Here is a 23,855-nt window from a genome sequence, read left to right on the forward strand (position 1 = left end):
CGGCCCTCTCACACCGTGCGCGACCGCGCGCCCCACAGCGCACCCGAACCCCACAGCGCGACCGCGATATAGACGATCTGCTCGGGTATCCGGAACCACAACGGCGTCGCCGGATCACCGTCGAGCGGGATATCGTTCAGCGCCGCATGGATATTGGCGGGTAGCAGCAGCACGAACAGCGCGGCCAGCCCGATCCCGGCGCGCCGCCGCGTCGCCGGGATCACCAGCCCGATCGCGCCGCCGATTTCCAGGACACCGGTGAAGTAGACGGTGAAATCGGGGAACGGTACGAAATCGGGCACCATCGCCACCAGATCGTCGTGGCTCGGCATCACCGTCACGCTGTCCGGAACGAAGTGCGCGCTACCGGTCAACAGCAGTAGCACGGCCAGGCCGTGCACAGCGCTGGAACGCCAAGTGCCGAACCGGCTTACACCGAACGCACCGAGCCCGCGAAACACCAGGGTCGGCACGACGAGCAGCAGCAGGGTGGCGAACAGATCCATATCGGTTCCTCGATCCATATTCCACATTGGAAGGTAAGATAATGCTAATCCTCCACTTTGGAATGTCAAGAGATGGAACGATGCCGCGGCCGGCTCGAATTCGGATCAGGGCAGCGGCTGGATCCGGTCGGCGACCAGGGCCGTAGCGGGCTTGGGGGCGGCGCCGCAACTGGCCTGGCGCGGAGCGAATCCGACCGTACGGACGATGACCCGCCAGCGGCGGCCGTCGCGGTGGGTGACGAGCGCGACGCCCGCACGGGTGGGATCGGAAGGGCCGGAGGCGGATTCGACGTCGACGGTGAGATCGTCCAGCGCGGCCGGGATCTGTTCCCGGACAGCGATTTCCGCGACCTGCTCGATCGGGGACTGATGGCTTCGGCCGCGGAAACCGGTCGGTGACAGGGCCCCGCGGTGAACGGCTTCGACCGCCGCCGTAGCGGATTCGGTATCGACGCGGCCGTAGGTGAGACCAGTGGGCAGCAGCACCATGGCGGGCGCGAAGCGGTGGCCGCCGGTGTGCGAGCACTCCCACACCCGGTCGGGATAGGCGGCGGCCAGATTCGCCGCGATCGGGCGGCCCAGACGCGCACAGCACTGATCGCGTTTACCGTGCGCGCAGACCAGGATCACCGGATTCTGCACGCGCACACCGAGTCCCGGCGGCGGACCGTTGAGCAGACTGAGGTCGAGGTCGAGCAGCTGCTTCGGATCGGTGATCGCCAGGCGTTCACACCAGAAGTTCCCGGGGTGCGAACTGGCGAGCAACACCGTCCGCGTGCCGGTGAACTCGGCGCGACCGGGGCGGCGGATCAACGTCGGGCGCACCCCGGCGGCGGCGGTGCGGGCCGCCAGCTCGGGCGTGAGCTCCGGGCCGAGCACGGCGTCACCGAGCACATCGCGGCCCCAAGCTCCCGGCTGCTCGACACACAACCAGCCGCCGACCCGGGTCGCGCTACCGGGCAGCGGAACCCCGAGCGCGGCGGCGGAACAGGTCAAACCCTCGAAACTCACGGTGGCGCTCGCAGATTCGGCCGCGCTCATGCCGGCACGTCGACCGGACCGTCCAGCACCGACCGGCTCAGGAACGGCAGCACCGCGCGCTCGAACTCCCGGTACCGATCGCGATGGATGCTGTGCCCGCAGGTGAAATCCACGACCGTGCAGTCCGGCATGGCCGCGCTCAGCACGGCCAGCTTCGCCGGATCCACCATGCCGCCCGGCCCGCCGCGCAGCACCAGGGTGGGCGCGGTGATGTCGGCCAGCCGCTCCCACCATTCCGGATTCGGCTTGCGGAACTGTTCCAGCGCCGTCCGCGTCATGCCGCGATCGAAGGCCAGCACCGCCCGCGGATGCCGGATCAGGCTGGTGCCGGCGTGCCACAGCTCCGGCACGGTCGGGAAGCGGCGCGTCAGGGTCTGCTGTTCGTCGCCGGAGCGCAGCGGCAGCGGGCACTCCTCCATGACCAGCCGCCGCACCAGCCCCGGTCGCTCCTGGGCGACACAGGACACCGCGTAGCCGCCCAGCGAATGACCGACCAGATCGGCCGAGGAGATCTCGAGCCGGTCGAGCAGACGAACGACATCGGCTCCGAAGTCGCCGAACAGGTAGGAATCGGAGTGGGCACTGCGGCCGTGACCGCGCAGATCCGGAATGATCACCCGGCGTCCGGCGTGGCGCAAGCGGCGGGCGAACCGGTCCCAGGTGTAACCGTCGCCACCCATGCCGTGCACCAGCACGACCGGCACGTCGTCCGGACGTGCGCCGGGCCCGCCGGAATCGCGATAGGCGATCCGCAGTCCCCCCAGCGTCACATTCCGAGTCGTATCCACGAGGATCGAGGATACGGACAGTTATCTGCTCGGTGGCGGGGATTTGTCCAGCGTCACAGGCCGGCGCCGCCCCTGGCCGGTGCGATTTCCGGGCCACAAACCCGTGGCGCGGATCGGCCATCCGCGAAATACTCCCGGGCATGCCGACTTTCGCGGATTTCGATCGACGCAACTATCCGACCGTGGACGTGGCCGCCGGATACGACGGCTGGGCGCCGACCTACGAGCGGACTGTGCTCGACATCATGGATCTGGCCCTGCTGGACCGGCTGCGCCGACCGCGCTGGGCACAGTTGCGGCGGGTCGCGGACCTCGGCTGCGGTACCGGACGGACCGGGGCTTGGCTGCGGCGGCAGGGCGTGCGGCGCATCGACGGCGTCGACCTCAGCGCGGGCATGCTGGAACGCGCCCGGGAACGCGGCGCGCACGCCTCGCTCACCCAGGCGGACGTCCGCGAAACCGGGCTCGCGAGCGGGAGTTACGACCTGGTGATCGCGTCACTGATCGATGAGCACCTGCCCGATCTGGAACCGTTCTACACCGAGGCCGCGCGGCTGGCCGCGCCCGGCGGCAGCTGCGTCATGGTCAGCTTCCACCCGCAGTTCATCATGGTGACCGGCATGCCGACGCACTACACCCCGGACGCGGGGGAACCGGTGGCGATCAGCACCCACCTGCATCTGCTCAGCGAGCACATCACGGCCGCCCTGAACGCGGGCTGGGCGCTGACCGAGATCACCGAATCCGTGGTGGACGACACCTGGCTGGCCGCCAAACCCAAATGGACCGACCTGCGCGGGCATCCGTTCAGCGTCGCCATGGTCTGGTCCCGCCCCGAGCCGGGCGCTCAGTCGTAAATGCCTTCGGCATGCCAGATTCCGGCCCGATAGAGCAGCAGTAGCACCCGGGTGTCGGCGGGCGCGCCGTCGAGCTGGACCTGGGCGCGGGCGGTCGCCGCGGCCCCGGGTGTCCACCAGAGTTCGTCGAGGGGCCAGGGTCCGGCCCAGCCGGACAGCGACCAGCCGCGGCGGCCCCAGGTGAGCCGGGCCGGCGGGGCGGCGAACAGGCCGCGCGCGGTGATCCGGACCGGGTCGCCGTCGGCCGTGTGCAGCAGCACCGCCGGGCGGTTCAGCAGGAGCACGGCCGGCGCCGGTCGCGGGAGGCTGCCCGGCCAGGGCTGCTCGGGGTCGGCGGCCGGAACGGGTTCGTCGCCGAGCACCACCATGGTGATCCGTTCGGCGGGCCCGCGACCGCCGCTGAGCACGCCGAACCGCACCGCCTCGCCGCCGAGCAGGCCCTGCACGCGGATCAGGGCGCGGCGGGCGCGTTCGGTATCCGCGCCGACCCCGCCCCACAGGCCGAGTTGCAACGCACCCGAACGAGCCGTCTCGACCGGTTCGAGGCGCAACCGGATGATGGGCGCGGTGGGACGGTCACGGCGGGTCAGCCAGCCGTCCAGCTGCCAGCGCACCCGATCGGCGGTGCTCGCCGGGGTCAGCGGTGCCGCGCAGCGCCAGATGCGGGAGAGCTGTTCGCCCGCTTCGGTTTCGGCGACGACCGACAGGCGGGTGCAGGACAGCGACGCGGCCAGCAGCGCGGCATGCAGCCGGGCCGCGAGCATGCGGCCGGCGAACGCGGCGGCGTCGACGCGGTCGATGGGCGGATCGCAGTGGTATTCCACGCTCAGTTCCGGTGGCGGGCGACGCGCGGACGGTGGGCGTTCCGGGACCGCACGGGCACAGCGGTGCGCCAGGACCGCGTCGCCGCCGAACCGTGAGGCGACATCGGCCGGGGGCAGCGCGGCGAAGTCGCCGATACGGCGTAATCCCAAGCGGTGCAACAGGTCGACCAGTTCACCACGTTCCGGCGCGGCCAGGCTCGGTTCGGCGGCGAGCTCACCGATGGGCAGCGGCGCCAGGAAAACCGCGCCCGCGCCGGGCGCGACGAGTGCGGCGCGTCTGGCCGCGATCACCGCGGTGGACAGCTCGTCGGCGATCCCGATCTGGGCTTCGGCCCCGACCGCGGCCACCGCGTCGACCAGCCGCTCCGCCGCCGCCGCCTCGGATCCGAAGAACCGCGCGGCCCCGCGCGCGCCGAGCACCAGCAGTCCCGGCCGCAGGACCTCCACCCCGGGCACCGTTTCGTCCACGGCGGCCACCACCGGTTCGAACAGGCGCGCGTCCCGATCCGGATCCGCCTGCGCCAGAAACAGTTCCGGGCAGCGCGCCTGGGCTTCCCGGCGGCGCAGCCCGCGCCGCACCCCCTCGGCCCGCGCCGTCGCCGAACTCGCCACCACCCGATTCCCGAACAGCACCGCGACGGGCCGGGTCGCGGGCAGTTCCGCCACCGCAGCGGCCGCCACCGCGGGCCAGTCCGGGCACCACACCGCCACCACCCGCCCGGCATCGGTAACCGGGCTACTCACGCTGTCGATCGCATACCGGCCGAACGGTGCCGGGAGCATACCCTGCCGATCCGATGAACAGCCTGTTCGTGCGACTCCCCGGTGCGAGCGAATTCGCTTGGCGCACACGATCTACCGGTAGCCGGTTCACGAGGCCGCACCCCGGGCTCGGAACAGCTCGGTGTCGCCGGAGTCGGCGGGGCGGGTGAACCAGCGGACGCGGTCGGCGGTGGGGCGGAGGTCGAGGTGGCCGCGACCGGGAACACCGGCCTTGCCGCGCACCTCGACCTCCAGGGTCAGGGAGTGCAGGCGGCCGTGACCGGTGCCGAGGCCGACATAACCGGCGATGCGGGCGTCGATGCGCAGGGCCGGGTGGGGCCAGGCGCCGTCGGCGACCACCAGGGTGGCGCCCTTGTTGCGGGCGCGAGCGGCGAGCACCCGGGCGCGAGCAGGCGCGACGGAGCCGCCGTCGAGGCCGAGCACCACCAGATCCAGACCATCCAGCAACACCGAAGCAATCTCGAGTGGGTCGGGCCCGGGATCGGCGACCACGGCCAGGCGCTCCAGATCGGCGCCCATCTCCGCCGCGGCGAGCAGGCCGAAGCGAGGCACACCGACCACGGCGGCATGGCCACCGGCCGCCGTGACGGCCGCGAGCATCCCCGCGAGCAGCGAGCGGGCACCCGTGTAGGCGATCACCGACCCCTTGGCCAGGCCGCCATCCGGAAGCAATGCCGCGAGTGCGGCGGGCACGGGCAACACCTCCCGCCCCGACCCGGCAGCGTCCGGCACCCGCTCGACGGCGGACTCGCCGCGCCCGGGCACGGCGGCCATCTTCCTGCGGAGCTCGGCCAGCATCTGTTGTTGTGTCGCCCCCACGCGTCCGTCCGAACTCATCACCAACACCTACTTCCCGCGATGCCCCGGCCGGAGATCAAAGGGGCGGAGCCCCGCAGCTACCGGCGAAGCGAGCAGACCAGCCAGCACCGATCCAGCTATCGATTCGTATCGAATATACGTTCGATACGAATCCAGTAGAAGCCCGCCCCCGGCATCACGTCAAGCGCACCGCGCGGTTCGGTTACCACACCGTTGTTCGAGCTCAGGACTTCGCGGTCGCGGTGCAGCTCACGGGACTGGTCGGTTGTTATCGAAATCGTTTGGCACGTTTCGCCTTATCACGGTTCGACCGGGAAGGAATTCGCCGCGTCGGCTACCCTGCACTGCATGATCGAGCGCCCCCGACCCATCGTCGGCCCCGACTATCTGGTCGCAGGCCGCTACCGCCTCCAGTCGAAAGTCGGCGGCGGTGGCATGGGCGCGGTCTGGCTGGCACGCGACCGGCTGCTCGACCGCGACGTCGCAATCAAACAGGTGCTCTCCACGTCCGGCCTCGACGAGCGTCAGGCCACCGAGATCCGCAACCAGATCATGCACGAGGGCCGGGTCGCGGCGAAGTTATCCCACGAGCACGCCATCGCCGTCTACGACGTGGTGCTCGAGGCCGGCGAACCCTGGCTGGTGATGGAACACCTGCCCTCGCGCAGCGTGGCCAAGGCGATGTCGGTCTTCGACACGCTGCCGGTGATCGAGGTGGCACAGATGGGCGCGCAGGTCGCCGACGCGCTGGCCGCCGCGCACGCGGTCGGCATCACCCACCGCGACATCAAGCCCGGCAATATCCTGGTGGCCGACCGCGGCGAAGGCATCGGCATGGCCAAGCTCAGCGACTTCGGCATCTCCCGCGGTGCGGGCGATCTGTCCGACGAACCCGAAGGCATGATCACCGGCACCCCCGCCTACCTCCCGCCAGAGGTGGCCCGCGGCGCCCGGCCGACCGAGGCCAGCGATGTGTTCTCCCTCGGCGCCACGCTGTACACCGCGCTCGAAGGCCAACCGCCGTTCGGCCTGGACGACGACGCCGTGCTGGTCGAGCGGGCCGCCATGGCACAGATCATTCCGCCGCAGAACTGCGGCGTGCTCACCAGCGCGCTGCTACACATGATGGAACCGGCGCCGCAGCGCCGCCCCACCATGGCCGAGGCCCGCGACGAAATCCTCACCGCCGCTTTCGGCCCCGGCACCGGGCCCTACATCCTCGGCGCGCCCGTGCGCACCGAGGACGGCACCATCCCGGCCTGGGCCACCCGCAATTCCGCGTCCGGGGTACGCAGCACACACCCGGCGCCGCTGCCGCGCCCGCACCGCCCGCAGCAGCAGACCGCCACGCCGGCGGCGAGCGCGCAGCGTGCGGCCGGTCCGCGCAACACCATCGGCCAGCGGCCGCCGCAGTCCGGCAACGCGCCGCTGGCCATCGCCATCGGCCTGCTGGTCGGCCTGGTGCTGATCATCGCCATCGTCATCGCGCTGATCTGATCCCGATCGAAAGTAGCTGCCGGGATAATGGATTCGGCTAGTCGATCCGGCGGCGGTGCGCCCAGCGGGTCAACGCGTTGCGATTGGACTGCTGGGTCTTGCGAAGCACGTTGGAGGCGTGGGTCTCCACCGTCTTCACCGAGATGAACAGGTTCTCGGCGATTTCGCGGTAGGTGTAGCCGCGGGCGAGCAGCCGCAGCACCTCGAGCTCACGGGGCGTCAACGAATCCAGCTCCGGATCCAGCGGCGGTTCGGGCACCGGGGACTTGCCGGTGAACGAATCGAGGACGAAACCGGCCAGCCGCGGGCTGAACACCGCGTCCCCACCGGCGACCCGGCGCACGCCGTCGGCCAGCTCGGCGCCGGAGATGGTCTTGGTGACATACCCGCGCGCGCCCGCGCGGATCACCGCGATCACGTCCTCGGCGGCGTCGGACACGCTGAGCGCCAAGCACACCGGGCCGGCTTCGATGCCCTGCAGCACCGCGACCCCGCCGCCGTCGGGCATGTGCACGTCCAGCAGCACCACGTCCGGAGTGCTCGCCTTGATCCCGGCGATCGCCTCGGCCACACCGCCGGCCTCGCCGACCACTTCCATATCGGCCTCGCGGCTCAGCTCCGCCCGCACACCGGACCGGAACACAGCATGATCATCGACGAGAAAAACCCGCACCGTCACCTAGCTTCTCCTCACCCGTGGACCAACCCACCGGACTGCACTCATCGGTACCACACCGCCCGCCCGCGCGGGCTATTCACCGAGCACCGGGCGGGCGATCCGTGCGGTCGGCGCGTCGGCGGAGATCGGTGCGAACTCCGGTATTTCCTGCGGATCCGGCTCGATGGCCGCGCCCGCGTCACTGCGCGGCATGATGATGCGGACCTCGGTACCGCGGCCGGGAGTCGACACGATCTCCACCTGCCCGCCCCGCCGTTCGATCCGCCCGCGTATGGACTTCGCCACGCCCTGTCGATCCTGCGCCACCGCGTGCACGTCGAACCCGGTGCCGCGATCGCGCACGAACACGCTGACCTGATGCGGCTCGGCCTCGGCGAACAGGTCGATCTCGGGCACCCCGGCGTGCTTGGCCGCGTTCACCAGCGCTTCCCGGCTCGCGCCGAGCAAGGCCGTGAAATGTTCCTTGGGCAGGCCGTTTCCGCTCTCCTCGGTGTCCATCGTGACATCGCCGACGGTCACCGGGGTCACCTTCACCCCGTGCTGGTCCTCCACCTCACCGGCGATGGTGCGCAGCGCGGCGGCCAGGCTCGATTCCGCCGGGCCGGAGTCCTCGAACAGCCACTTGCGCAGTTCGCGTTCCTGGCTGCGGGCCAGCCTGGTCACCTCCTGCGGGTCGGCGGCCTGGCGCTGGATCAGCGCGAGTGTTTGCAGGACCGAATCGTGCAGGTGCGAGGCGATCTCCTCGCGCTCCTCGTTGCGAATCCGCGCGGCGCGTTCGGTATTCAGCGCCCGCATCATGCGCAGCCACAGCGGGACCGTCAGCAGGCCGGCGCCGATCAGGGTGACCCCCACGGCCAGTAGCGCGGAGCCGAGCGAACTCAGATCGATCCGGGCCAGCACGACGACACCGAGACCGGCCACGATCATGGTGGTCCCGGCGACGATGCGCGCCCAGGTGATCACCGAGGGATGCGCGGGCAGCCCGAGCAGCGAACGCGGGCCGTCGGTGTCGTACTCGCGCCAGACCAGCGCGGCGCCGACCGCGACCACGACGATCGGCACGATCACCTTGGCTGCCACGGTGCCGTTCATCAGCCAGGACACCGCGATGGTCAAGCCGAGCCCGAGCAGCGCGAGACCGATCGAGCGACGCCGCTCGATGGCGGAGGGTTTCAGTTCGTCGGTGCCGCCGGGCGTGAAGATCCACAGCAGCCCGTAGGCGAGAATGCCCGCCCCGGCCAGCGCCGACAACAGGACGAAGGCCATTCGCACCTTGAGTGCGTCGACCCCGAGGTGGTCGGCGATACCGCCCGCCACGCCGCCGACGATCCGCCCGCCCGAGCGCCGCTCCAGTTTCGGCTGCGGCACCCCGGCATGGACCACGAGTGTCGGCCTGCCGCGTGGATCGCTGCCACGGGCAGCATCGAACGCGGGCATGGGCGGGTACATGTCTTCGATAGTGGCATGCCGCTGTGACAAGCGGCATCGGGAATCACCCTGATCTCGCGGCACGGCGGCCGCGCGGGATCAGTCCTTGGGGAATCCGATGGAGAACAGCCCGGCGATGACGACGCAGCTGATAACGGAGGAAACGGGGATGATCCACAAAGCCATGACTTGAAGACTACAGAGTGTAGTAGGTCACACCGCATCGAGCGGTCCGAAACCGGGACGGATTCAGGGTTCACCCCGATGTGCCCGAGCCGCGTACCCGGTCACCATGGAGGTCATGACGAGAACGAGCTTCGGCGATCAGCTCCGGCAGATGTGGCAGACCCGCCCCGTCCGATTGCCGCGGCAGGGCCCGGTCGCCGGTGTCGCGGCCGGATTCGGCCAGCGGTACGACATAGACCCGGTGCTGGTCCGGGTCGCGTTCGTGGTGTCGACGATGTTCGGCGGCGCCGGGATCGTCCTGTACCTGCTGGGCTGGCTGCTGCTCAGCGCCTCCGGCGACCAGACCTCGCGGGCGGAAGGGCTTTTCGGCCGCGGCCACGGCTCGCAATCGCACACCAAGACCATCGTGCTGATCGTGGCGCTGTGTATCGCGGTGAGCTCGCTGGGCCCGTTCAGCTCGGGCCTGGCCGGCTCCGGGGTGATCAGCCTGGCGCTGATGCTGGCGGGCTGGTGGATGCTGCATATGCGGCTGCCCCAGCCGCCGACCGGCACCAGCGCGCTGGACAGCGACCCCGGGTTCGGCGGCGCCGGGCTCACCGCCACCGGATATCCGGGCGCGGCGTTCCCGGCCACCGGGAACTACTCCGATGTCATGCCGGTGTATTCGCCGTACACCAAACTGCCGGACGCCTACGAGCCGGATCCACCGGCCGAAAACCCCGCGCCCGCAACGGATGCGGAGCCCGCCGTGACACTGGACAAGCGTGAAACGTCGAGTCCGGCTGCGGGAACACCGGTTTCGCCGCCCGAACCGACTCCCCCGGCACCGGCCGAGTCCTCGCCGAGCCGAGTCCTCGCCGACGCCAACCTGTTCGGCGGCGTCACCCCGCCGTCCTGGGACCCGCTCGGCGTCGCCCCGCTGGCCTGGGACCTGCCCGAGCCCGCCCCGGCCCGGCCGATCGCCACGGTGAACCGCCCGCCCCGCTCCCGGCTCACCCCCACCGTGATCGGCCTGGCCATCCTGGCCGCCGCCGGTGCGGGCGCGGCCGCGATCTCCGGCGTGGAATGGATGACGCCCGGGCGGATCGCCGCCATCGCGCTGGCCGTGGTCGGGCTCGGCCTGGTGCTCGGCGGATTCCTGCGCCGCGGCCACGGCCTGCTGGTGGTGACGGCGCCGCTCGCCGGTTTCGTCCTGCTGAGCGCCCTGATCGGCCCGGTGGACTTCGACCGGGCCACCATGGGCGATCACACCTGGGCCCCGAACTCCCTGGCCGACCTGCGAACCGAGTACGAGATATCGATGGGCTCGGGCACCTTGGATCTGCGTTCGCTGAACCTGACCGAGAACCGTACCGTGGACGTGTCCGTGCGGATGGGCGAGGCCAAAGTCCTGCTCCCGCAGACGATGACCGTCGACACCACCTGCGATGTGAACCTGGGTGATGTCATCAGCTGCCCGACCGGCCGTACCGGCCCGAACAATCCGAACGCACCGGTGCTCACCCTGAACGTGGACGTGCACATGGGCGATGTGGAGGTGACCCGTGGCTGACCAGTCCGAAACCAACTCCGGCCGCAAGCGCGGCCCGTCCGTCCCGATGCTGGTCATCGGATTCCTCGCACTGTCGATCAGCGCCTGGGCCCTGGCCGCTCCCGGCGGATTCCGGGACCCCAGTGGCGGATTCAGCATCGGCTGGACCCTGGTGATCGGCGCCATCGTCGCCGGCGTCCTGCTGGTGATCTCGCCCCGCAAACGCCGTTAGACCACCCGAATAGCGAAAGGCCCGCCCCGGGAGGCGGGCCTTTCATGTGTCTACCGGGAGATCATTCCCATTCGATGGTGCCCGGTGGCTTGCTGGTCACATCGAGCACCACCCGGTTGACCTCGGCCACCTCATTGGTGATCCGGGTCGAGATACGCTCGAGCACCTCATAGGGCAGGCGCGTCCAGTCCGCGGTCATGGCGTCCTCGCTGGACACCGGCCGCAGCACGATCGGGTGACCGTAGGTGCGGCCGTCACCCTGGACGCCGACGCTGCGGACGTCGGCGAGCAGGACTACCGGGCACTGCCAGATGGACTTGTCCAGCCCGGCGGCGGTGAGCTCCTCGCGCGCGATGGCATCGGCCTGGCGCAGCAGTTCCAGCCGCTCGAAGGTGACCTCGCCGATGATCCGGATACCCAGGCCGGGGCCCGGGAACGGCTGGCGCGCAACGATTTCCTCGGGCAGGCCGAGTTCCCGGCCGACCGCGCGGACCTCGTCCTTGAACAGCAGCCGCAGCGGCTCGACCAGATCGAACTCCAGATCGTCGGGCAGGCCGCCGACATTGTGGTGCGATTTGATGTTCGCGGTGCCGGTGCCGCCACCGGATTCCACGACATCGGGGTACAGCGTGCCCTGCACCAGGAATTCGACCTTCGGGGAAGCACCGTCGACGGCGCTGAGCTCACCCACCCCGCCGGGGCCGGCTGCCACCCGCGAATGTTCGGCGACGACGCCCGCCACGGCCTCCTCGAAGGACCGGATGAACTCCCGGCCGATGATCTTGCGCTTCTCCTCCGGGTCGGTGACGCCCTTCAGCTCGCCGAGGAACTTCTCGACCGCGTCGACAGTCACCAGCTTGGCGCCGGTGGAGGCGACGAAATCCTGCTGCACCTGCTCGCGCTCGCCCGCCCGCAACAGGCCGTGGTCGACGAATACACAGGTCAGCCGGTCACCGATGGCGCGCTGCACCAGCGCGGCGGCGACGGCGCTGTCCACGCCGCCGGACAGGCCGCAGATGGCGTGCCCGTCACCGATCTGCGCACGCACCTGCGCGACCAGCGATTCGGCGATATTGGCGGGAGTCCAGGTGGCCTTGATCCCGGCGATCTCGTGCAGGAAGCGGCTCAGCACCTGCTGCCCGTGCGGCGAGTGCAGCACCTCCGGGTGGTACTGCACACCGGCCAGGCGCCGGGCCCGGTCCTCGAACGCGGCGACCGGCGCACCCGCGCTGGTGCCGGTGACCTCGAACCCGGCCGGGGCAGCGGTGACCGCGTCACCGTGGCTCATCCACACCGGTTGCTGCACCGGCAGGCCACCGTGCAGCAAACCGCCCTCGACCTTCAGGTCGGTGCGGCCGTATTCCCGGGTGCCGGTATGCGCGACGGTGCCGCCGAGCGCCTGGGCCATGGCCTGGAAGCCGTAGCAGATACCGAAGACCGGGATGTCGTACTCGAACAGCGCCGGATCCAGCTGCGGCGCGCCCTCGGCGTACACACTGGACGGTCCACCGGACAGGATCACCGCCAGCGGTCGCTTCGCCGCGATCTCGGCCACCGACATGGTGTGCGGGATCACCTCGGAGTACACACTCGATTCGCGAACCCTACGGGCGATCAGCTGGGCATACTGCGCACCGAAGTCGACAACAAGGACCGGTCTCTGGGATTCTGCCACCGGCTCAGTCTAGTTCCGTGATACCGGACACTGATCAATGGGCACGCGCTACGGCAGCAGCAGCCCAGCAAATCGGCACTTACCGCGCGTCGAAGCTGATTACTCTCTCTATGTGCCATTCGCCAGCGCGATAGACGCCGACATCCACTACGAGGACAGCGGCGGTGACGGTCCGGTGGTGTTACTCGCCCACGAGTTCTTCATGGACCGCACCATGTACGCGTCTCAAATGGCCGCGCTGGCACCGGAATTCCGCATTGTGTCCTGGGATGCGCGCGGGCATGGACGCACCACCGATCAGGGGCTGCCGTTCACCTATTGGACCGCCGCGCGCGACGCGCTCACCGTCCTGGATCAACTCGGCGCCGAACGCGCGGTCATCGGCGGCACCGCGCAGGGCGGATTCACCGCACTGCGCGCGGCCCTCATTGCGCCGGAACGAGTTTCCGCACTCATCCTGATCAGCACCGAAGCGCACGGACCCACGCGCGAACAGTCCACGGCGACACAGAAATTCCTGGACCAGTGGTACGACGAGGAATCGCGCCGACAGGCGGTGAACCAGTTGGCGCACTGGCTGATCGGCGACGACAACGGATACCGCGAGGTCTGGACCGAACGCTGGCTGACCCGCGACCGCCAGGGCATCGAGGTGGCCGCGGGCTGCCTGCTCGCCCGCGACTCGGTCCTCGAGCGCCTGACCGAAATCACCTGTCCCGCTTTGGTTGTGCACGCCACGGCCAGCGGGATGGCGCACGACCGTGCCCGGCACCTGGCAGGCGGGCTCGCCCGCTCCACCTATGTGGAGATCTCCGGAGCGCGGCTCGCCGTCACCGTGACCCATCCGGATCCGGTGAACCGGGCGATCCGGCAATTCCTACGCGAACACCTCACGCAGGCGCGCTAGGCGCGCACGGACAAACCGACCCGCTGGAACTCCTTGAGGTCGGAGTATCCGGCCTTGGCCATCGAACGCCGCAGGCCGCCAACCAGATTCAGCGAACCGAACGGATCGTCGGACGGGCCGTAGAGCACGCGCTCCAGCGACGGGCGGGCGGGTTCGGTGGCCTCGCCGCCGAGATCCCACGGATCGTCCACGTGCAGCATGGAGCCGCGCGGCACAGACGGATGCGCGGCCGAGGACGGCCAGTACCAGCCGCGTCCCGGCGCCTCGGCGGCCAGGGCCAGCGGGACGCCGAGCATGGCGGCGTCGGCGCCGCACGCGATGGCCTTGGCCAGCTGCCCCGAGGTGGCGATATCGCCGTCGGCGATGACATGCACGTAGCGGCCGCCGGTCTCGTCGAGGTAGTCGCGGCGCGCGGCGGCGGCATCGGCAATGGCGGTGGCCATCGGCACGCCGATGCCGAGCACCTCACCGGTGGTGGTGGCGCCCGGGTAGGAGCCGTAGCCGACGATGACGCCGGCCGCGCCGGTACGCATCAGATGCAGCGCGGTCTTGTGATCGCTCACCCCGCCCGCGACCACCGGCACATCCAGTTCGGCGATGAAGGTCTTGAGATTCAGCGGTTCACCGTCGCCGACGTGCTCGGCGGAGATGATGGTGCCGTGCACGACCAGCAGATCGATGCCCGCCTGCACCAGCGCGGGAGTCAGCGTCCGCGCGTTCTGCGGGCTGACCCGCACCGCGACCGTCACGCCCGCGGCCCGCACCTGCGCCACCGCGGCGGCGAGCAGGTCCGGGCGCATCGGTGCGGCATGCAGTTCCTGCAACAGCGCGATGGCCCGCTCGTACCCGCCCTTGGCGACGAGGTCGAGCAACTGCTCGAGCTTCGTCTCCACATCGGAGTGCCGGGCCCACAGCCCCTCACCGTTGATCACACCGAGCCCGCCGAGCCGGCCGAGCTCGATGGCGAACTGCGGCGACACCAGCGCGTCGGTCGGATGCGCCAGGAACGGGATCTCGAACCGGTAGGCGTCGAGCTGCCAGCCCAGCGACACCTGCTTGGACGAGCGGGTCCGCCGCGAGGGCACGATGTCGACATCGTCCAGCTCGTAGGTCCGCCGGGCGGTCCGGCCCATGCCGATCTCGACCATGTCGCGCACGTGAACTCCTTGATTGTGTGTGATAGCCGCGCCGGTGGTCGCGCGCGGTGCAGGACTGTCGAAGCCGGCTAGCCGCGGCCGGTGTAGTTCGGCGCCTCGACGGTCATGGTGATGTCGTGCGGGTGGCTCTCCTTCAGGCCCGCGGCGGTGATCTGCACGAACTGCGCTTGCTGCAGGTGCTCGATCGAGCCGGAGCCGGTGTAGCCCATGGCCGCGCGCAGACCGCCGACCAGCTGATGGATGACCTGGCTGACCGGACCGCGGAACGGCACCCGGCCCTCGATGCCTTCGGGCACCAGTTTGTCCTCGGCGAGCACGTCGTCCTGGAAGTAGCGGTCCTTGGAGTAGGACTTGCCCTGCCCGCGGCCCTGCATGGCGCCCAGCGAGCCCATGCCGCGGTAGCTCTTGAACTGCTTGCCGCCCACCAGGATCAGCTCACCCGGGGATTCGGCGGTGCCCGCGAGCAGCGAGCCGAGCATCACGGTGGACGCGCCCGCGGCGATGGCCTTGGCCACATCGCCGGAGTACTGGATGCCGCCGTCGGCGATCACCGGCACACCGTGCGGCTTGCAGGCGGCGACGGCCTCGAGGATGGCGGTGATCTGCGGCGCGCCGACACCGGCGACCACCCGGGTGGTACAGATCGAGCCGGGGCCCACACCCACCTTCACCGCGTCCGCGCCGGCCTCGACCAGCGCGAGCGCGCCGGCGCGGGTGGCCACATTGCCGCCGACCACCTGGATGCGCTCACCGACCTCGGCCTTGACCTTGGTGACCATCTTCAGCACGCCGGCCTGATGCCCGTGCGCGGTATCGACGATCAGCACGTCGACGCCGGCGTCGGCCAGGGTCATGGCGCGCGACCAGGAGTCCTCACCGACACCGATGGCGGCGCCGACCAGCAGGCGGCCGTCGCGGTCCTTGGTGGCATTGGGGTACTGATCGGTCTTGACGAAGTCCTTGACGGTGATCAGCCCGCGCAGGCGGCCGTTGCCGTCCACGATGGGCAGTTTCTCGATCTTGTGGCGGCGCAGCAGACCCAGCGCGGCCTCGGCGGTGACGCCCTCCTGCGCGGTGATCAGCGGCGCCTTGGTCATCACGTCGGCAACGCGGCGGTTCTGGTCCACCTCGAAGCGCATATCGCGGTTGGTGATGATGCCCACGAGCGCGCCGGTCTCGTCCACCACCGGCAGGCCGGAGATGCGGAACCGGGCGCACATGGCGTCCACCTCGGCGAGGGTGTCGGACGGACGGCAGGTCACCGGGTCGGTCACCATGCCGGCCTCGGAGCGCTTCACGGTCTCCACCTGGGCGGCCTGGTCGGCGGCGGCGAGATTGCGGTGCAGCACGCCCATGCCGCCGGAGCGCGCCATGGCGATGGCCATGCGGGCCTCGGTGACGGTGTCCATGGCCGAACTCACCAGCGGGGTGCGCAGGCGGATCTCCCGGGTCAGCTGGCTGGAGGTCTCCACCGAGCTGGGGATGAGATCCGATGCGGCGGGCAGCAGCAGCACGTCGTCGAACGTGAGGCCGAGCATGGCGATCTTGTTCGGGTCGTCGCCACCCGTAGGGGGGCGGACTGCGAGCCGTTCGCCCGGTACGGGATTACTCATTCGGATCGACCCCTCCTGGACGTCGAAAGCGAGAGACACCGGTGAACCGGGGTCACGCACAACTGATGGGATGGACGGCAGCGGCGCCGGGCTCGAAGCCCGGGAGCCTGGCCACCATGGTATCTGCCGAGCAAACGCGACCTTCCCGCAGGCGCGGTTCGCGCCGCGCAGAAACTTGCCCGCCACATAGCTGGCGCAGACCGCCCTGTTCTGCGTACCGTGGGTGTGTGCGTGACCATCTACCACCTGGCTTGCCGCCGGATCCCTTCGCCGGAGACCCCTCCGACCCGTCCGCCGCGCTCGATGCCATCGAGCCCGGTGAGCCGCTGGATCCCCACGAGCGCCTCGCGGTCGAGGAGGATCTCGCCGATCTCGCGGTCTACGAGGCCCTCCTAGGGCACCGCGGCATCCGCGGGCTCGTGGTCAGCTGCGAAGACTGTAGACAAGATCACTATCACGACTGGGACATGTTGCGCGCCAACCTGTTGCAGCTGCTGGTCGACGGTACGGTGCGCCCGCACGAGCCCGCCTACGACCCGACGCCGGAAGCGTACGTCACCTGGGATTACTGCCGGGGCTACGCGGACGCCTCGATGAACGAGGCCTTCCACGGCGACGGCTTCGACGGTTTCGACAGCTGAGCGGTCCAGTCGCACACCCGAACACAGCGCGGCGCTCCCGAATACAACAAAACGCCGACCAATCGGGTCGGCGGTCGTTGTCTGGATTGTTTCCGGCTAGTTGGTACCCGGCAGGCTGGGCACGTTCGGAATCGTGAACGTCGCGGTGGTACCGGGAATCGACGGCACCGTCTGCTGCGGCTGCGTGGGAATCGTCACGTCTCCACCGGCGGTGGGTGTGACCTGGGTGGGCGGGGTGACGATCGTCGTCGTCGGCACCGCCGTCGACGGCACCGTGGTCGGTGCCGTCGGAGGTTCCACGTCCACCGGGGACGGCGTGGTCGGCAGTGTCGCCGAAGGCTCCGGCGTGGTCGAGCTCTCGGAGCCCGACGACGAACGCGGATCCGGCTTGGTCGTGGATTCACCACCGGGCGTCACCGGCGCGGTAGTGATACTCGTCACCGGGGGCGGGGTGGAGGTGCTGCCGGTGGGATCAGCGGGATCGGTGGGCGGGTCCAGCAGGGCCGCGAGACGAGCACCTTCTGCCGAGGAGACACGCAACTCATTGACCAGCCGCTTCCACTCGGTATCCAACTCGGCCTTCTTGCCCGAATCGCTGACCTGGTCGACAGCATCCTTGGCCTTACCCAATTGCGCGGCGGCCTGAGTCGGATTCGACTTGTCGATCGCCTGCTGTGCTTCACCCATCGGGCCGACGGCCCGATTCACCACGGTGGTCTGGGCCTGTTCGCTGAACACGACCTCTTTGACCTTCCACAGCGGATTTCCGGGCTCGGCGTTGTAGGAGAAAGCGGTAACGCCACCGAAGACCAGCGCGAGAGCGGCGGCGGTCCCGAGTATCGGTCGCACCAGGCGCAAATGCCCGCCTGCCTGGGCGCCGACGCGCACTTTTCGCGCGCCGATTTCCTGGTTCACCGCCGCGGCGACCTCGTCCAGATCCGGGCTGCTGGGCAGCGGCGGCGCGAGTAGTTCCGCGCGCCAGTCCGCCAGCAGCGTCGCGAGCTGGAATTCCTGCTCACTGTCGGTCTGCACGGGGCCGTTGCCGGAGATAGCGTCGATCAGCGCGTCATCGTGGCGTACTGCCGCGATGTCCACCGGGCCGGATTCGCCGCCATTTCCCTCGGCGTAGGGACCGCTGTTTCGCGATCCACGTCGCGCCTTCCAGTCGCCCCGACCGCGCTCGCCATCCCTAGCCATACATTTCACCTGCCCTCGCCACTTGAGACTTGAGTTTCGCGAGTGCCCTGTGCTGGGCGACTCGTATCGCACCCGCCGTACTGCCCACGGCGACTGCGGTTTCTTCTGCTGACAAACCCATGACCAAGCGGAGGACCAGGATCTCCCGATGCTTTTCAGGCAACGTGGCGAGCAGACGGTTCATCTGCCTGCTCGCTTCCGATTCGAGAGCTCGCTGTTCCGGACCGTGGTCGGTGGATATGACATCTGGTACTTCGGCCATCGCCTCCGCCTTGTTACGGGCGGCGTTGCGATGGGCGTCGGCGACCTTGTGCGAAGCGATTCCGTATACGAAAGCCATGAAGGGCCGGCCCTGGTCTTGATACCTGGGCAAGGCGGTCATCACGGCCAGACATACCTCCTGCGCGACATCGTCGGCGGAGAGCTGTCCGCGCTCCGCGGCCCCGATCCGTGCACGGCAGTAGCGGACTACCAACGGACGGACCAGTTCGAGTACCTGAGCTAAAGCGGCCCTGTCGCCCTGCGCAGCGGCAGCGACGGCGAGGTCCAACTCTTCGCCCGTGTTCGTCATCGTCAGCGAGATTCCTGGCGTTACAAGTGGCACCGGTCAGATGACCCGCGCTTCCGCCCGACCGGCGGAACGGCTCTAACAATAGCGATAGACCGCGACCATCTGGGCAACACGGTGGGTTGTGGCGTCAACCGAGCTCAGCGAAAGTGCCCGCCACGACGGGAAATAACGTTTTCGCAGGTCTGCGCTTCGGTGGCGGCGGCGGAGTCGGACAGGCCGGTACGCAGCATGGCGCAAGCCCAGCGCAACGGCACCAGGCCGTGCTCGCGACACTGCGCGGCGACCAGCTCGGCGTTCGAGCGGGCGAGATCCGGCTCGCCGGAGGCGAGCTGTGCGGCCGCGCACAGCAGCCGGGATTTCACCTGGTGCCGCACCGAGGGCGCGGCCACGGCGAGCTCGAGTCCGAGTTCGGCCTCCTGGCGGGCGGTGGCGGCGTCACCACCGGCGAGCGCGGTTTCCGCGCCGACCCAGTGCCGGCGCAGCCGCGCCCGCCAGTCCGCGTCGCCCAGCGTCTGCTCGGTCCGCCGCAGCAGACGCGCGGCCAGGGCGAGCCGGCCGGTACCGAGCGCGTCGGCGGCCAGGCCGGTCAGCGCGTCGCAGACGGCCGCGGCGCGGCCCGGGGTCGCCGGGTCCAGTGGCAGCGCGAGTGCCGCGGCTCGGCCGTCGTAGGCGGATGCCGCGGCGTGCCAGCCGAGTTGACGGAGAAATGAACCCTCGGTGCTGGCGGCCAGCGACCGCAGCACCGGATCGGAGGTGTGCCCGGGCAGCCGGCGCAGTTCGGCTCGGGCCGCCGCGTAATACCCCTGACCGCCCAGGGCGACCGCGCGATGCCAAGAATCGAGCCCGTCTGAGGCAATCGGCAACTCGGCAGCGGCATGCCCCGGCGTGGCACCGAAAGCTGCCGTAGCGAGGACTTCAGAACGAGTATCCAGGGACGAAACCGGCGCGCGCACCGCGAAACCCTATCCCGGACCGCGACGACGCATCGCCACCCGGTCACGATTGCCGATCTGGCAAACATTCAGCATTTCCCGCGGCGTGCGTGTTTCTATCAGGTAAATCTCCGCGGACAATGCGCGAGTACCTGCGACGCATATTCACACGCGTTTCTCGCAATTAACCTGAACGCCCCGTTTCGGCCATCTCCATCGCCCCCGGCTCGAGCCGTCAGGGTGGCTCGGATCACCGCTCGAACAGTACAGCTACCGCTCGAGACGGGCGTCACAGGGGGGCAAAAGCCTTGCCCACCAGCGGAGATAGTGATGTTCAGAGGCCATGCCGAGGCCGAACGCGAACTAGTCAACCGAACAGTATTACCGGCAACGTCGTAAGAAGTAAACAGCTGGAAGGTTAAATCTCACCATTGAAGATTTCTCGAACCGGTGCGTCGAACTATTGACGGAATTTCGCGGCTGGACCTAACGTAGCTCATCGCCACGGTCGGCGCCGCGCGAAATTGCAGCGACCGAGATGGGCGAGCCTCGGTACACCACCGACCCGGCCGTGCACCGACCACTTTGCAGAACCAACTGCTCGACAATGCTGACGAGCTCGCGTCATGAGGAGTTCACCGTGCCAATGCCGACCCACCTACCGGGACCGAATGCCGATGTCTGGGACTGGCAGATGCGAGGGTCCTGCCGCGGACAGGACTCCGCGGTGTTCTTCCACCCCGACGGCGAGCGCGGTCGCGCCCGCACCGCGCGCGAGATGCGCGCCAAGGAGATCTGCCGCAGCTGCCCGGTGCTCATGCAGTGCCGCAGCCACGCGCTGAAAGTGAGCGAGCCCTACGGCATCTGGGGTGGAATGTCGGAGACCGAGCGCGAGATGCACGCCCGGCGCAATCGGCGTCGTCTGGCCGTGTGAGCTCGGCCGAGTTCGCTCCCATCCAGACGGCGCGGCGCGCCGAATGCCTAGCAAACAACCGGCCACTGCAACATCGTCGAGCAACGACGATCGCGTAGTTGTCGGCCCGGCGTTTCGCGATGGCTATCGGTGTGTCACGGCGTGTTCCTCAAGAACAGCCAGGCGTGTCGGAAGTTACCGCAAAGTCGCTGAGCCGCAGCCGGTTTCCCCGTGACCCCACCGGAAGGGAGTCGATAGCGGCCCGCTACGGTGGTGACCGATGACACAGAATGGAGCGTTGTGACGACGCGGCCGTCGGCCGCAGAAGGCGACTCGTACCGAAGAGAAGCCGTTCCACCCAGCGTGGATTCTGCGGTGTCGGCCCGCGCAGCCGAAAGCATCGAGCTCGCCGCCCTTTTGCATCGTTGCGGCAAGTCCGACCAAGAGGCTTTCGCAGAACTGTACGACCGGACGTGTGCGCGCGTTTTCGGTCTGGTGCTCCGGGTCCTGCATGACCCGGGGTACGCGGAGGAGACCACCCAGGAGGTCTACCTTCAGATCTGGCGTACCGCTGCCAGTTTCGATCCCGCCAAGGGGTCGGCGGTGACCTGGTTGATGACGCTCGCCCACCGGCGTGCGGTCGATCGAGTTCGCGCCGAGCAGGCCCATACTCAGCGCGAAGTCGCCTACGGGATACGAGTGCTCGGCAACGAGTTCGACGAGGTCACCGAAGAGGTGGAACGCAGGCTCGAACAGCAGGCTGTCCGACAAGGGCTGAGCACGCTCACCGAGACCCAGCGGGAGGCCATCTCGCTCGCCTACTACGGCGGGCGCACCTATGCAGAGGTAGCGACCCATCTTGGCGTAGGGTTACCGACCGTCAAGTCCCGTATTCGGGACGGACTCACTCGACTGAAGAAAAGTTTGGGGGTGACGTGAGATGAACGAAGGCCAGATCGATCTCGCGCACGCCGTCGCGCTCGGATCGATCGACGACGAAGACCACAATTCCGTACAAGAGCTGCTCGACAGCGAAGACCCCGCGCTACGCGCCGCGTTCGTCGCCGAAGTGCAGGACACCAGCGACGTCTTGGCGGCGCTGGCCGAGGTGACGGCAACGGCGCCGCCCGCCTCCCTGCGCGACCGCATCCTCGCGGGCGTCAACTCCAGACCGAGCCTGTAATCAACGCCCCGCGTCCAGCAGCGCGGATTGTCCTTACGCGATAACTGATTTCGCGGGAACATGGGTAACTCGCCGGGTACGGGCCAACCCTGCCATTCAATTCACCGCCAGCCGCCGACACGACTCGGGCACGCTCCCAAGTCTGGCCTGAAGTCGCGGAGAGGCGGGAAAGCCCCCTGGACACTTGGTCCAAGGGGCCTTCGCTGCGTTCGGTCTAGTGGGAATGACCGTGGTGGCCGTGGTCGTCCGCCTCTTCGGCGGGCTTGTCCACGACGGCGCTCTCGGTGGTGAGCACCATTCGCGCCACCGACGCCGCGTTCACGACGGCGGAGCGAGTCACCTTGACCGGGTCGACGACACCGTCGGTGAGCAGGTCACCGTAGGTGAGGGTGGCGGCGTTGAAGCCTTCCTTGCCCTCGCCGACCTTGCTGACCACGACCGCGCCGTCCAGGCCCGCGTTGGTCGCGATCCAGAACAGCGGTGCCTCCAGGGCCTTGCGGACCACCTCGACACCGACCGCCTCGTCGCCGGACAGCGACTCGCGCAGCTCGACCAGCTTGGCGGCCGCGTGCACCAGCGCGGTGCCGCCACCGGGCACGATGCCCTCCTCGACCGCGGCCTTGGCCGCGCTGACCGCGTCCTCGACCCGGTACTTGCGCTCCTTGAGCGCGGTCTCGGTGGCCGCGCCGACCTTGATCACCGCGACGCCGCCGGCCAGCTTGGCCAGGCGCTCCTCCAGCTTCTCCCGATCCCAGTCGGAATCGGTCGCCTCGATCTCGCGACGCAGCTGCGCACCGCGGGCCGCGATGTCCTCGGCGGTGCCGGCGCCATCGATGATGGTGGTGTCGTCCTTGGTGACCACGACGCGCCGTGCCTTGCCCAGCACCTCGAGCCCGGCCTCACGCAGCTGGATGCCCAGATCCGGGTTCACCACGGTGCCCGCGGTGACCACGGCCAGGTCATCCAGGAACGCCTTGCGCCGGTCACCGAAGAACGGCGCCTTCACCGCGACGGCCTTGATCGTCTTGCGGATCGCGTTGACCACCAGCGTGGACAGGGCTTCGCCCTCGACGTCCTCGGCGATGATCAGCACGGCCTTGCCGCCCTCGGCGATCTTCTCCAGCAGCGGCAGCAGGTCCGGCAGGGAGCTGATCTTCTCGCGGTTCAGCAGGATGTAGGCGTCCTCCAGGACAGCCTGCTGGGTGTCGGCGTCGGTGACGAAGTAGGGCGAGAGGTAGCCCTTGTCGAACTGCACGCCCTCGGTGACGACGAGCTCGGTCTGCAGCGTCGAGGACTCCTCGACGGTGACCACGCCGTCCTTGCCGACGGTGGTGAGCGCCTTGCCGACCATTTCGCCGATCTCCTCGTCGCGCGAGGAGACGGTGGCGACCTGGGCGATGGCCTGCTCACCGGAGACCGGGGTGGCCAGCTCCAGCAGCGCGGCCGAGACCGCGTCGGCGGCCAGGGCGATGCCCTTGCCGACCGTGATCGGGTTGGCGCCGGCGGCGATGTTCTTCAGGCCGCCGCGCACCAGCGCCTGGGCCAGCACGGTGGCGGTGGTGGTGCCGTCGCCCGCGACATCGTTGGTCTTGGTCGCGACGCTCTTGACCAGCTGCGCGCCCATGTTCTCGAAGGGGTCCTCGAGCTCGATCTCACGCGCGATGGTGACGCCGTCGTTGGTGACGGTCGGGCCGCCGAAGGCCTTCGCGAGCACCACGTGGCGACCGCGCGGGCCGAGGGTGACCTTGACGGCGTCGGCGAGCTTGTCGACACCGCGTTCCAGAGCCCGGCGAGCCTTCTCGTCGAACTCGATCTGCTTTGCCATAAGTCTTATTCCTCTGGGTTCAGGAGCGCCGGAAACGTGTGCTGCCCCGGCCCCGCGCAGCGGAAACCGG

At 69.2% G+C, this 23,855-nt stretch carries 23 protein-coding genes; 9 read left to right on the forward strand and 14 right to left on the reverse strand.

The window, feature by feature from the left end:
• Positions 1-8: 8 nt before the first annotated feature.
• From ACFVMC_RS01365 to ACFVMC_RS01375, 3 genes are all read right to left on the reverse strand, one after another.
• A complete protein-coding gene (locus ACFVMC_RS01365) occupies positions 9-524 on the reverse strand; it encodes a hypothetical protein (RefSeq protein ID WP_379205815.1) in 516 nt (171 codons plus the stop codon).
• 87 nt (positions 525-611) lie between these two features.
• The gene (locus ACFVMC_RS01370) at positions 612-1,547 is read right to left on the reverse strand and encodes a sucrase ferredoxin (protein WP_379205816.1); all 936 of its coding nucleotides are present in this window, start codon (positions 1,545-1,547) and stop codon (positions 612-614) included.
• Positions 1,544-2,335, reverse strand: coding sequence for an alpha/beta fold hydrolase (locus tag ACFVMC_RS01375; protein ID WP_379205817.1), 792 nt, complete (start codon positions 2,333-2,335; stop codon positions 1,544-1,546). The genes ACFVMC_RS01370 and ACFVMC_RS01375 overlap by 4 nt, the downstream gene beginning before the upstream one ends.
• Positions 2,336-2,475: 140 nt before the next feature.
• On the opposite strand from ACFVMC_RS01375, the gene ACFVMC_RS01380 reads away from it, so the two are divergent.
• Positions 2,476-3,192: a class I SAM-dependent DNA methyltransferase gene (locus tag ACFVMC_RS01380; protein WP_379205818.1), complete on the forward strand. Its 717-nt coding sequence runs from the start codon at positions 2,476-2,478 to the stop codon at positions 3,190-3,192.
• Here the strand turns inward: ACFVMC_RS01380 and ACFVMC_RS01385 are convergent.
• Together ACFVMC_RS01385 and ACFVMC_RS01390 are read right to left on the reverse strand one after the other, a co-directional pair.
• Entirely contained in the window at positions 3,183-4,760 is a 1,578-nt protein-coding gene (locus tag ACFVMC_RS01385; RefSeq protein WP_379205819.1) for a DNA polymerase Y family protein, read from the reverse strand. The two genes, ACFVMC_RS01380 and ACFVMC_RS01385, sit on opposite strands and share 10 nt — an antisense overlap.
• 126 nt (positions 4,761-4,886) lie before the next feature.
• Positions 4,887-5,636, reverse strand: coding sequence for a hypothetical protein (locus ACFVMC_RS01390; protein ID WP_379205820.1), 750 nt, complete (start codon positions 5,634-5,636; stop codon positions 4,887-4,889).
• A 330-nt stretch (positions 5,637-5,966) separates the two neighbouring features.
• Here ACFVMC_RS01390 and ACFVMC_RS01395 point away from each other — a divergent pair, with 330 nt between their 5' ends.
• Entirely contained in the window at positions 5,967-7,115 is a 1,149-nt protein-coding gene (locus ACFVMC_RS01395; RefSeq protein WP_379205821.1) for a protein kinase, read from the forward strand.
• A gap of 37 nt (positions 7,116-7,152) precedes the next feature.
• On the opposite strand, the gene ACFVMC_RS01400 is transcribed toward ACFVMC_RS01395, so the two are convergent.
• Positions 7,153-7,788 (reverse strand): response regulator, encoded by a 636-nt coding sequence (locus tag ACFVMC_RS01400; RefSeq protein WP_379207752.1) that lies wholly within the window; start codon positions 7,786-7,788, stop codon positions 7,153-7,155.
• Between the two features lie 78 nt (positions 7,789-7,866).
• Positions 7,867-9,243: a PspC domain-containing protein gene (locus ACFVMC_RS01405; RefSeq protein ID WP_379205822.1), complete on the reverse strand. Its 1,377-nt coding sequence runs from the start codon at positions 9,241-9,243 to the stop codon at positions 7,867-7,869.
• A gap of 271 nt (positions 9,244-9,514) precedes the next feature.
• Here ACFVMC_RS01405 and ACFVMC_RS01410 point away from each other — a divergent pair, with 271 nt between their 5' ends.
• Together ACFVMC_RS01410 and ACFVMC_RS01415 are read left to right on the forward strand one after the other, a co-directional pair.
• Positions 9,515-10,960 carry a PspC domain-containing protein gene (locus tag ACFVMC_RS01410; RefSeq protein WP_379205823.1) on the forward strand — a complete coding sequence of 482 codons (1,446 nt, stop codon included), beginning with the start codon at positions 9,515-9,517 and terminating at the stop codon, positions 10,958-10,960.
• The gene (locus ACFVMC_RS01415; protein WP_379205824.1) at positions 10,953-11,171 is read left to right on the forward strand and encodes a hypothetical protein; all 219 of its coding nucleotides are present in this window, start codon (positions 10,953-10,955) and stop codon (positions 11,169-11,171) included. The genes ACFVMC_RS01410 and ACFVMC_RS01415 overlap by 8 nt, the downstream gene beginning before the upstream one ends.
• Before the next feature lie 61 nt (positions 11,172-11,232).
• Here ACFVMC_RS01415 and guaA read toward each other — a convergent pair whose 3' ends face one another.
• Entirely contained in the window at positions 11,233-12,846 is a 1,614-nt protein-coding gene (gene guaA, locus ACFVMC_RS01420; RefSeq protein WP_379205825.1) for a glutamine-hydrolyzing GMP synthase, read from the reverse strand.
• A gap of 112 nt (positions 12,847-12,958) precedes the next feature.
• On the opposite strand from guaA, the gene ACFVMC_RS01425 reads away from it, so the two are divergent.
• On the forward strand, positions 12,959-13,753 hold the full coding sequence (locus ACFVMC_RS01425; protein WP_379205826.1) for an alpha/beta fold hydrolase: 795 nt from the start codon (positions 12,959-12,961) through the stop codon (positions 13,751-13,753).
• On the opposite strand, the gene ACFVMC_RS01430 is transcribed toward ACFVMC_RS01425, so the two are convergent.
• Entirely contained in the window at positions 13,750-14,910 is a 1,161-nt protein-coding gene (locus tag ACFVMC_RS01430; protein WP_379205827.1) for a GuaB3 family IMP dehydrogenase-related protein, read from the reverse strand. The genes ACFVMC_RS01425 and ACFVMC_RS01430 overlap by 4 nt on opposite strands.
• 68 nt (positions 14,911-14,978) lie before the next feature.
• Positions 14,979-16,523, reverse strand: a complete 1,545-nt coding sequence (gene guaB / locus ACFVMC_RS01435; RefSeq protein WP_379205828.1) for an IMP dehydrogenase — start codon at positions 16,521-16,523, stop codon at positions 14,979-14,981.
• A gap of 227 nt (positions 16,524-16,750) precedes the next feature.
• Here guaB and ACFVMC_RS01440 point away from each other — a divergent pair, with 227 nt between their 5' ends.
• Positions 16,751-17,164: a DUF5319 domain-containing protein gene (locus ACFVMC_RS01440; RefSeq protein ID WP_036533470.1), complete on the forward strand. Its 414-nt coding sequence runs from the start codon at positions 16,751-16,753 to the stop codon at positions 17,162-17,164.
• 96 nt (positions 17,165-17,260) lie between these two features.
• Here ACFVMC_RS01440 and ACFVMC_RS01445 read toward each other — a convergent pair whose 3' ends face one another.
• The 3 genes from ACFVMC_RS01445 to ACFVMC_RS01455 all read right to left on the reverse strand — a co-directional run bounded on the left by ACFVMC_RS01445 (position 17,261) and on the right by ACFVMC_RS01455 (position 19,795).
• The gene (locus ACFVMC_RS01445; RefSeq protein ID WP_379205829.1) at positions 17,261-18,361 is read right to left on the reverse strand and encodes an anti-sigma-D factor RsdA; all 1,101 of its coding nucleotides are present in this window, start codon (positions 18,359-18,361) and stop codon (positions 17,261-17,263) included.
• Positions 18,354-18,932, reverse strand: a complete 579-nt coding sequence (locus ACFVMC_RS01450; RefSeq protein ID WP_379205830.1) for a sigma-70 family RNA polymerase sigma factor — start codon at positions 18,930-18,932, stop codon at positions 18,354-18,356. Before ACFVMC_RS01450 ends, ACFVMC_RS01445 begins: the two co-directional genes overlap by 8 nt.
• A gap of 137 nt (positions 18,933-19,069) precedes the next feature.
• Positions 19,070-19,795: a hypothetical protein gene (locus tag ACFVMC_RS01455; protein ID WP_379205831.1), complete on the reverse strand. Its 726-nt coding sequence runs from the start codon at positions 19,793-19,795 to the stop codon at positions 19,070-19,072.
• Between the two features lie 709 nt (positions 19,796-20,504).
• Between ACFVMC_RS01455 and ACFVMC_RS01460 the strand changes: the two genes are divergently transcribed.
• From ACFVMC_RS01460 to ACFVMC_RS01470, 3 genes are all read left to right on the forward strand, one after another.
• Positions 20,505-20,798 (forward strand): WhiB family transcriptional regulator, encoded by a 294-nt coding sequence (locus ACFVMC_RS01460; RefSeq protein ID WP_379205832.1) that lies wholly within the window; start codon positions 20,505-20,507, stop codon positions 20,796-20,798.
• A gap of 342 nt (positions 20,799-21,140) precedes the next feature.
• Positions 21,141-21,716, forward strand: coding sequence for a sigma-70 family RNA polymerase sigma factor (locus ACFVMC_RS01465; protein ID WP_379207754.1), 576 nt, complete (start codon positions 21,141-21,143; stop codon positions 21,714-21,716).
• A gap of 1 nt (position 21,717) precedes the next feature.
• Positions 21,718-21,960: a hypothetical protein gene (locus ACFVMC_RS01470; protein ID WP_379205833.1), complete on the forward strand. Its 243-nt coding sequence runs from the start codon at positions 21,718-21,720 to the stop codon at positions 21,958-21,960.
• A 214-nt stretch (positions 21,961-22,174) separates the two neighbouring features.
• Here the strand turns inward: ACFVMC_RS01470 and groL are convergent, their stop codons facing one another.
• Positions 22,175-23,785 carry a chaperonin GroEL gene (groL, locus tag ACFVMC_RS01475; RefSeq protein ID WP_379205834.1) on the reverse strand — a complete coding sequence of 537 codons (1,611 nt, stop codon included), beginning with the start codon at positions 23,783-23,785 and terminating at the stop codon, positions 22,175-22,177.
• Positions 23,786-23,855 lie beyond the last annotated feature (70 nt).

Source organism: Nocardia sp. NPDC127579 (assembly GCF_042672005.1).
Taxonomy (GTDB): domain Bacteria; phylum Actinomycetota; class Actinomycetes; order Mycobacteriales; family Mycobacteriaceae; genus Nocardia.